7 protein-coding genes are annotated in these 8,072 nt (G+C 66.8%); 5 read left to right on the forward strand and 2 right to left on the reverse strand.

The window, feature by feature from the left end:
• From Q3A80_RS31495 to Q3A80_RS31505, 3 genes are all read left to right on the forward strand, one after another.
• Window positions 1–652, forward strand: a 652-nt coding sequence (locus Q3A80_RS31495; RefSeq protein ID WP_446332679.1) for a lactonase family protein, incomplete at its 5' end; no start/stop codon positions are given.
• Window positions 653–705: 53 nt separating this feature from the next.
• On the forward strand, window positions 706–2,031 hold the full coding sequence (locus tag Q3A80_RS31500; protein ID WP_446332680.1) for an MFS transporter: 1,326 nt from the start codon (window positions 706–708) through the stop codon (window positions 2,029–2,031).
• 61 nt (window positions 2,032–2,092) lie between these two features.
• Window positions 2,093–3,319 carry a porin gene (locus tag Q3A80_RS31505; protein ID WP_446332681.1) on the forward strand — a complete coding sequence of 409 codons (1,227 nt, stop codon included), beginning with the start codon at window positions 2,093–2,095 and terminating at the stop codon, window positions 3,317–3,319.
• An 88-nt stretch (window positions 3,320–3,407) separates the two neighbouring features.
• On the opposite strand, the gene Q3A80_RS31510 is transcribed toward Q3A80_RS31505, so the two are convergent.
• Entirely contained in the window at window positions 3,408–3,701 is a 294-nt protein-coding gene (locus tag Q3A80_RS31510) for an antibiotic biosynthesis monooxygenase family protein (protein ID WP_446332682.1), read from the reverse strand.
• Window positions 3,702–3,928: 227 nt separating this feature from the next.
• Between Q3A80_RS31510 and Q3A80_RS31515 the strand changes: the two genes are divergently transcribed.
• Together Q3A80_RS31515 and Q3A80_RS31520 are read left to right on the forward strand one after the other, a co-directional pair.
• Window positions 3,929–5,329 (forward strand): HD domain-containing phosphohydrolase, encoded by a 1,401-nt coding sequence (locus Q3A80_RS31515; protein ID WP_446332683.1) that lies wholly within the window; start codon window positions 3,929–3,931, stop codon window positions 5,327–5,329.
• 82 nt (window positions 5,330–5,411) lie between these two features.
• Window positions 5,412–7,184 (forward strand): histidine kinase, encoded by a 1,773-nt coding sequence (locus tag Q3A80_RS31520; protein WP_446332684.1) that lies wholly within the window; start codon window positions 5,412–5,414, stop codon window positions 7,182–7,184.
• A gap of 36 nt (window positions 7,185–7,220) precedes the next feature.
• Here the strand turns inward: Q3A80_RS31520 and Q3A80_RS31525 are convergent.
• On the reverse strand, window positions 7,221–8,072 hold an 852-nt coding region (locus Q3A80_RS31525), incomplete at its 5' end, for an extracellular catalytic domain type 1 short-chain-length polyhydroxyalkanoate depolymerase (protein WP_446332685.1).

Below are 8,072 nucleotides of genomic sequence, written 5' to 3' on the forward strand. Positions count from 1 at the left end.
TGGCCCGCACCGCGTCGAGCAGAAGCAGGCGAAGCCGCACTTCAATCCGTTCGATCCGACCGGGCGATTCGTGATCGTGCCGGACAAGGGGCTCGACCGCGTGTTCTCGTTCCGCTTCGCCGATGGTCGGCTCACGCCGGCCGACCCGGCATTCGTCGTCACGCGCGAGACGGCCGGCCCGCGTCACGTCGCGTTCCATCCTGACGGTGCGCATGCGTACGTCGTCAACGAGCTCGACTCGACCGTCACGACCTATCGGTACGCGTCGTCGAGCGGCGCGCTGACGCCGGTGCAGATCGTGTCGTCGCTGCCCGACACGTATACCGGCAACAGCCGTGCATCGGAGATCGAGGTCGATCCGGCAGGGCGCTTCGTGTACGCATCGAACCGCGGCGACGACAGCATCGCCGTGTTCCGCATCGATCCCGCTACCGGTCGCCTTGCATTCGTCGCGGCCGAGCCGACCGGCGGCCGCACGCCGCGCTTCATGGCCGGCACGCCGGACGGCCGCTTCATGTATGCGCTGAACGAAGACAGCGACAGCATCGTCGCGTTCGCGATCGATCCGGCGACGGGCCGCCTGAGGCCGACCGGCTTCTCGGTCGCGTCGGGCAGTCCCGTCTGCATGGTGTTCTCCGAACACCGCGCGTAATCCTTCCAGGACCATCAGGAGACAGCCGGCGGCGCGTCCGCCGGTGCATATTCATGAATCGACACACCCTCATCGACGAACGCGCGCTGATGCGCAAGATCGCGTGGCGCATCATCCCGTTCGTGTTCGTCCTCTACATCGTTTCGTATCTCGACCGCGCGAACATCGGCTACGCGGCGTTGCAGATGAACAAGGACCTCGCGCTGTCGAGCGAAGCGTTCGGCTTCGCGTCCGGCATCTTCTTCATCGGGTACTTCCTGTTCGAAGTGCCGAGCAACGTGATGCTCAACCGGTTCGGCGCACGCGTGTGGATCGCGCGGATCCTGGTCACGTGGGGCTTCATCTCGGTGCTGTCCGCGTTCGTGCACGACGCGACGCAGCTGTACGTGCTGCGGTTCCTGCTGGGCGTCGCGGAAGCCGGCTTCTTCCCCGGCATCATCGTGTACCTGACCTACTGGTTCCGCGCGAAGGAGCTCGCGACGACGGTCGCGCTGTTTACCGCGGCGATTCCGGTGTCGTACATCATCGGCGCGCCGCTTTCGACGTGGATCATGGACCACGTTCACTGGTTCGACTGGAGCGGCTGGCGCTGGATGCTCGTGCTCGAAGGTGCGCCCGCGCTGATCGGCGGCGTGCTGTGCTTCCTGTACCTGACGGATCGCCCGGGCGACGCGACGTGGCTGACGCCCGCCGAGCGCACGTGGCTGCTGAACGAACTCGACAACGACCGCAAGGCGCGGCCGCGCGCGCAGCACCTGGGCTCGTTGAAGACGATGACGAACCCGAAGGTGCTGTACCTGTCGTTCATCTACTTCGTGTACCAGTGCGGCAGCCTCGGAGTCGGCTACTGGATGCCGCAGATCATCAAGGGCTTTTCGACGAATCTCACGCACACCGAGATCGGGCTTATCGCGACGGTGCCGTACGTGGTCGCGACGGTCGCGATGGTGATGTGGTCGCGCCGCTCGGACCGGCGCAGCGAGCGGCGCCTGCATTCGGCGATCCCGCTGGCGGTGGCCGCCGCGGCGTTGCTCGGCGCGGGCCTGTCGACGAACCCGTACGTATCGATTGCGATGATCAGCGCGAGCCTCGCCGGCCTCTATGCGTTCAAGTCGCCGTTCTGGGCATTGCCGACGCTGTTCCTCAGCCGGTCGACCGCAGCCGTGTCGATCGCGGTGATCAACTCGATCGGCAATCTCGGCGGCTTCGTCGGGCCGTTCATGATCGGCTTCGTGAAAGGGGCAGGGCGGAGCGCGACGCCGGGGCTGCTGTTTCTCGCGGCGCTGCTCGTCGTGTCGTTCCTGATGACGTTCTTCATTCGCGTTCACGAACAGCCGGCGGACGATACGCCCGCGAACGTCGCGAAGCAGGGGCATTGATGCGGTGAACCGCAGCCGGGCGACAGACCGGAATACATGAAACAACGAGGAGAATCGAGCGATGAAGGCGTTTCCATTGTGCTTGGTAGTACTGAACGCAATGCCGTGCATTGCGATCGCGCAGAGCAGCGCGACGCTGTACGGTCTCGTCGACAGCGGCATCAACTATACGAACAATATACAGACGGCCAGAACGGCGGCCGGCCCGGTCGGCGGTCGCCAGATCGCGATGATCGAAGGTGGGTCGGCCGGCTTGCAGGGGAGCCGCTGGGGGCTCAAGGGGCGTGAGGATCTCGGCGGGAGCCTCGCTGCGTTGTTCGTGCTGGAGAGCGGCTTCTACAGCAACAACGGCGGGCTCAACCAAGGCGGCGCGATGTTCGGCCGCCAGGCGTATGTCGGTTTGAGCCATCCGGCCGGCACGGTCACGCTCGGACGCCAGTACGATCCGGTCGTCGACTTTTTCGGGCCGTTCCTCGCCGCGCCGCAGTGGGGCGGTTACATGACGTCGCACCCAGGCGACCTGGACAATGCGCTGAATTCCCGGCGCATCAACAATTCGATCAAGTTCCGCAGTGCCAGCTACCGCGGGCTGACCGTCGAAGCGTTGATGAATCTGGGCGGCACCGCCGGATCGTTCTCGAACAACTGGATCTGGGGTGCCGGCGCGTCGTACGCGGCAGGACCGCTTTCCATCGGTATGGGTTATCTGAACGTCCGCGATCCGAATACCTCGTTCTTCGGTGCGAATCCGAATGCAGGCCCGGCGACGAGCAACAACCTCGGCAATGCCGGCAGCGCGAGCACACCGGAGAGCAACCCGGTGTTCGCCGGCTATGCATCCGCGCGCCGGATCGAAATCGCCGGTGTCGGCGCGGGCGTGACGCTGGCGGCGCTGAGCATCGGCCTCGCGTATTCGAATACGCGCTTCGAGGGGCTGGGCTCCGCTGCGGGACCGAATACGCTGCGCTACTCGGGCACCGCCGCGTTCAACAACGTGGAGATCAATGCGAAGTACCAGTTCGCGCCTTCGCTGCAGGCCGGAATCGCATACGACTACACGAGGAACGGCGGTGCCGGCGGCAAGGGCGGCGCGAACTACAACCTGTTCAGCGCGGGCATCGACTATTTCCTGTCGAAGCGGACGGACGTCTATACGGTCGCCGTGTTCGAGAAGGCAAGCGGAACCGATTCGCTCGGCGGCCCGGCGGTTGCGCAGATCACCGGGTTGACGCCGTCCGCGACCGACAAGCAGGTTTCACTGCGGGTCGGAATGCGTCACAGGTTTTGACGGGAAGAGCATCGCACGTAGCGCCGGGTTTCGGCAGCGGGTGACGAACGCGGGTCGGGCGGCTGCCCGGCCCGTTTCACTGTGGCGGTCACTTCACCGCAACTTCCGTATGCACGACCTGCGGCGCGCTCTTGAAGAACGGCCCGGCCAGCTGACGCCACGCCTGGAAGTCGTCCGACTGCCGGAAATGCACCATGTGATCGTCGACGGTGTCCCACTTGACGACGAGCAGGTAGCCGCCGCTGCGCTCGATCACGCGGTGCAGTTCGGCGCCGCCGCAGCCGCGCGCACGGGCGAACAGCGGAAGGGCCTGACGAACCGCGGCTTCGAACGGCTCGGCCTGCGCCGGATCGATTTCGAGCGATGCCATTTCCAGAATCATGAATGCTCCAAAAGGGTTGGATGGTGCGGCGCGGGACGCGCGTTGAGCTACGCCCCGTCACGATACCGGAAGTCGGTATCACGCGCGCCGAATGATCGATTCGCGCAATGCCGACCGGATCGCGCCATCCGCCGTTGCGCGCACGGATCAGCGTTTTCCCCGATGTGGAAGCGGCGTCGCAGGCCGATGTTACAGAGGCGGTGAAGACAATTGATCCGAGGCCAACCATGACGATATCCGCGATAAACGGAACGAACGATGCACCACCCGAAACGGTCGCAGACGCTGCGGCCGAGCAGCCTGCCGCGGCCCCGTCGATCCTGCTCGTCGACGACGAGCCGAGCGTGCTGTCCGCGCTCAAGCGCGTGCTGCGGCCCGCGCGTTACGAGATCCTGACCGCCGAAAGCGGCGAAGCCGCGCTCGAACTGCTCGCGTCGAGCGAAGTCGACCTGATCGTGTCCGACATGCGCATGCCGAACATGAGCGGTGCCGCGTTTCTGTCCCGCGCGCGTGCACTGTACCCGGACACGATGCGGATCCTTTTGACCGGCTATTCCGACATCGCGTCGATCGTCGAGGCCGTCAACGAGGGCGGCGTGTATCGCTACCTGAACAAGCCGTGGGACGACCACGATCTGCTGATGACCCTCGAGCAGGCGCTCGAGCAGCGGCGCTTGCGCGGCGAAGCCGCGCGGCTCGCCGCGTTGACCGAAGCGCAGAACGAAACGCTGCGCCGTTTCAATACCGAACTCGAAACGCAGGTGCGCGCGCGCACCGAGGAGCTCGGGCAAACCGTGATGTTCCTCGAAGCCGCGCAGCACGATCTGAAAAGCAGTTTCACCGCGATGGTCCAGGTGTGCGCGAGCATGATCGAGATGCGCTGCGGATCCGCGAGCGGCCATGCGATGCGTGTCGGCGAGATCGCGCGCCGGCTCGCGCTGTCGGCCGGGATGAGCAGCCTGCACGCGCAGGACGTGTATTACGCGGGGCTGCTGCACGGCATCGGCAAGCTGTCGCTGCCCGACGAATTGCTGCACAAGCCGCTCGTCAAGATGACGACGGACGAACACAGCCTGTTCCAGCAGCATCCGCTGCGTGCGCAGATGGTGCTGACGCCGGTCGCGCAGCTGCACAAGGTCGCGTCGATCGTGCTGCACCAGTACGAGCGGTTCAACGGCCGAGGCACGCCGGACGGACTCGCGGGCGACGCGATCCCGCTCGGCTCGCGGATCGTCGCGATCGCACGCGACTTCGAGGGGCTGCGCAACGGCGAGATCGGCGCGCCGCATTCGGTCGAGCAGGCCATCGACGTGCTGCGCTCGCAGGCCGGCGTGCGCTACGATCCGCTGCTCGTCGCGCGCTTCATCGACCTGATGCGCAACCCGGCGAGTCTCGGCATCGCCGCATCCGTTGCGGAGATCCAGTCCGCGCAGCTGCGTGAAGGGATGCAGCTCGCCGACGATCTGCGCACGCATCGCGGCGTACTCCTGATGACGAAGGGCAGCGTGATGTCGGCGCACCAGATCGAACTCGTGCGCCGCTTCGAGGCGCGCGAAGGGACGCCGTTCGACATTCTCGTGCTGACCGGGGCCGCCGCGTCGGCGCAGGCCGCTGCGCCGCCCGGCTGACGCTGCGCAACGCCGCACGGCCGTCGCGACCGAGCGACGGCCGGTCACTGCAACGCGTTCATTTCGACCGGGGCGCCCGATCATGCATGGCACGTACAATCCGCTGCTCGTCCTGCTGTCGCTCGTCATCGCGACGCTGGCCTCGTATACGGCGCTCGACCTCGCTGCGTTCATCTCGCTGCTCGACCATCCGCGTCTCAAGCGTGCATGGCTCGCCGGCGGCGCGGCCGCGATGGGCGCCGGGATCTGGTCGATGCACTTCGTCGGCATGCTGGCGTTGTCGCTGCCCGTCCCGCTCGGCTATGCGCTGCCGGATACCGGCGCATCGCTGGCGATCGCCGTGCTCGTGTCGTATTTCGCGCTGAACGTCGTCACGCGGGCGCGCTTGAACCGCCGCCGCCTGCTGGCAGGCGGCGCGTTGATGGGCGCCGGGATCGTCGGGATGCATTACACGGGAATGGCCGCGATGCGCATGGCGCCCGGCATTCGCTACGATCCCGCGCTGTTCGCCGCGTCGATCGGCGTGGCCGTGATCGCGTCGACCGCCGCGCTGTGGATGGCCCAGGCGCTGCGTGCGCAACAGGCGCGGCACGCGAGCGCGCAGCGCATCGGCGCGGCGCTCGTCATGGGCATCGCGATCACCGGCATGCACTACACGGCGATGGCTGCCGCGCATTTCGCGCCGGACGCGCGATGCGGCGCCGCAAACGGGATCGATGCGCCGTGGCTCGCGACGACCATCGCACTGTTCACGTCCGCGACGCTGATCGTCACGCTGCTCGTTTGCCGTTTCGATGCGCGCACAACCTTTCTGCGCGGGATGACCGATACGCTCGAACGGCTGGTGCGCTCGCGGACCGCGGAACTCGAAACGGCGCTGCGGCGCTACGAGCAGACCACCGCGATGCTGCAGCGGGCGCGCGAAAACATGGCGACCGAGATCGACGAACGCCGGGCGGCGCAGACCCGGCTCGAACAGGAGAAGGACGAGCAGCGGCGCCTGCTGCGGGCGCTCGAGGAAACCCACGTCCAGCTGCTGCAATCGGAAAAACTCGCGTCGATCGGCCAGCTCGCGGCCGGCGTCGCGCACGAGATCAACAATCCGGTCGGCTTCATCAGCGCGAATCTCAATACGCTGCGCACGTGGGTGCGAACGCTGCTCGACGTGATCGCCGCGCACGAGGCCGCGCTGCCGCAGCTGGAGCCGCACACGCGCGACACGCTGACCGCGATGCGCGGTGCGGCCGATCTCGATTACGTGCGCGACGAGATCGTGACGCTGATCGACGAATCGATCGATGGCGCGCTGCGCGTGCGGCGCATCGTGCAGGACTTGCGCGATTTCTCGCGGCCGGGCAGCGGCGAGTGGAGCGTGGTCGACGTGCACGCCGGCCTCGAAAGCACGCTGAACGTCGTCCACAACGAATTGAAGTACAAGGCCGACATCGTGCGCGAATACGGCGACGTGCCGCACGTCGAATGTCTTCCGTCGCAATTGAACCAGGTGTTCATGAACCTGCTCGTCAACGCGGCGCACGCGATTGCGGTACGCGGCGTGATCACGATCCGCACGTCGAGCGACGGCGAGCAGGTGTCGATCGCGATCAGCGATACCGGAACCGGCATGACGCCCGACATCGCTCGGCGGATCTTCGATCCGTTCTTCACGACGAAGCCCGTCGGGCAGGGTACGGGGTTGGGATTGTCGGTGTCGCACGCGATCGTCGAGCGCCATCGCGGCGCGATCGACGTGACGAGCGAGCCGGGACGCGGCACGACGTTTTGCGTCCGGTTGCCGATACGCCGCGCGGCCGGCAGCGTGGACGACGCGGCGGCGGTCGCGCAGCAGGCATGACCGCGATCGACGCGATGGACTACGCGGGCGCGATCGTCACGTCGCGCGCTTGCGCCGCCGCCTGCGGAAGAAGTTCCAGAACATCGCGGTCGCGTCCGGACCCGTCGCGGAGTGGAACGCTTCGCGCGGATCGCCGCCGCTCCATGCGTGCGCCAGCCGGCGAACGACGCACACCCTGACGATCAGCCGGCCGCCGCGCAGATAGTCCGTATAGTCGGCGTCGTCCTGCACGTACGTGTGCTGCTCGCCGACGCGCAGTTCGCCGTGTTCGTCGACGAGCCGATTGATTCGTGCGAACGCGATGCCGAGCTGCTGCGCGTTTCGTTCGTCGACGACCGTATCCAGCCCGCCATGCACGACGAGCGCGGGCATCCCCGGATAGGCGCGGACGTCGACGCACGCGTCGACGACGTGGATCGGATCGTCGCGCAGGCCGCGGCGCATCACGCTCATCGCGGCCATCGTCGACAACGGCGGCGCGATGGCCGGCCCGGAATGCAGGCCGACCGCCGCGAACAGATCCGGATACGCAACGGCGAGCTGCGCGGCCAGCCCGGCGCCGGCCGACATGCCGGCGAGGTAGATCCGGTCGCGATCGAACCCGCGCTCGCGCACGATCGCGTCGATCAGCGACGCGACCGCCGGCCCTTCCGACTGCGACGCGTCGCCATGCCAGTTCCAGCAGCGGTGCGAATGGGCGGTCTTCGCCTGTTCGGGAAACAGCACGGCGAACCCGGCGCGCTCGGCGATGCGGCAGATGCGCGTGCCCGCCGCGAACGACTCGGCCGTCTGCTTGCAGCCGTGCAGCATCACGACGACGGGCATGTCGGCGGTTGCGACCGGCGTCGCGGGCAGATACAGCGCGTAGGCGAGATGATTGACGAAGCG

The organism is Burkholderia sp. SR8, assembly GCF_052851275.1.

Excerpts from the sequence above, each read along its gene's own strand:
- Q3A80_RS31515 (WP_446332683.1), top strand. The coding sequence starts at position 3,929 with ATGACGATATCCGCGATAAACGGAACGAACGATGCACCACCCGAAACG.
- Q3A80_RS31500 (WP_446332680.1), top strand. The coding sequence starts at position 706 with ATGAATCGACACACCCTCATCGACGAACGCGCGCTGATGCGCAAGATC.
- Q3A80_RS31510 (WP_446332682.1), bottom strand. The coding sequence starts at position 3,701 with ATGATTCTGGAAATGGCATCGCTCGAAATCGATCCGGCGCAGGCCGAG.
- Q3A80_RS31520 (WP_446332684.1), top strand. The coding sequence starts at position 5,412 with ATGCATGGCACGTACAATCCGCTGCTCGTCCTGCTGTCGCTCGTCATC.
- Q3A80_RS31505 (WP_446332681.1), top strand. The coding sequence starts at position 2,093 with ATGAAGGCGTTTCCATTGTGCTTGGTAGTACTGAACGCAATGCCGTGC.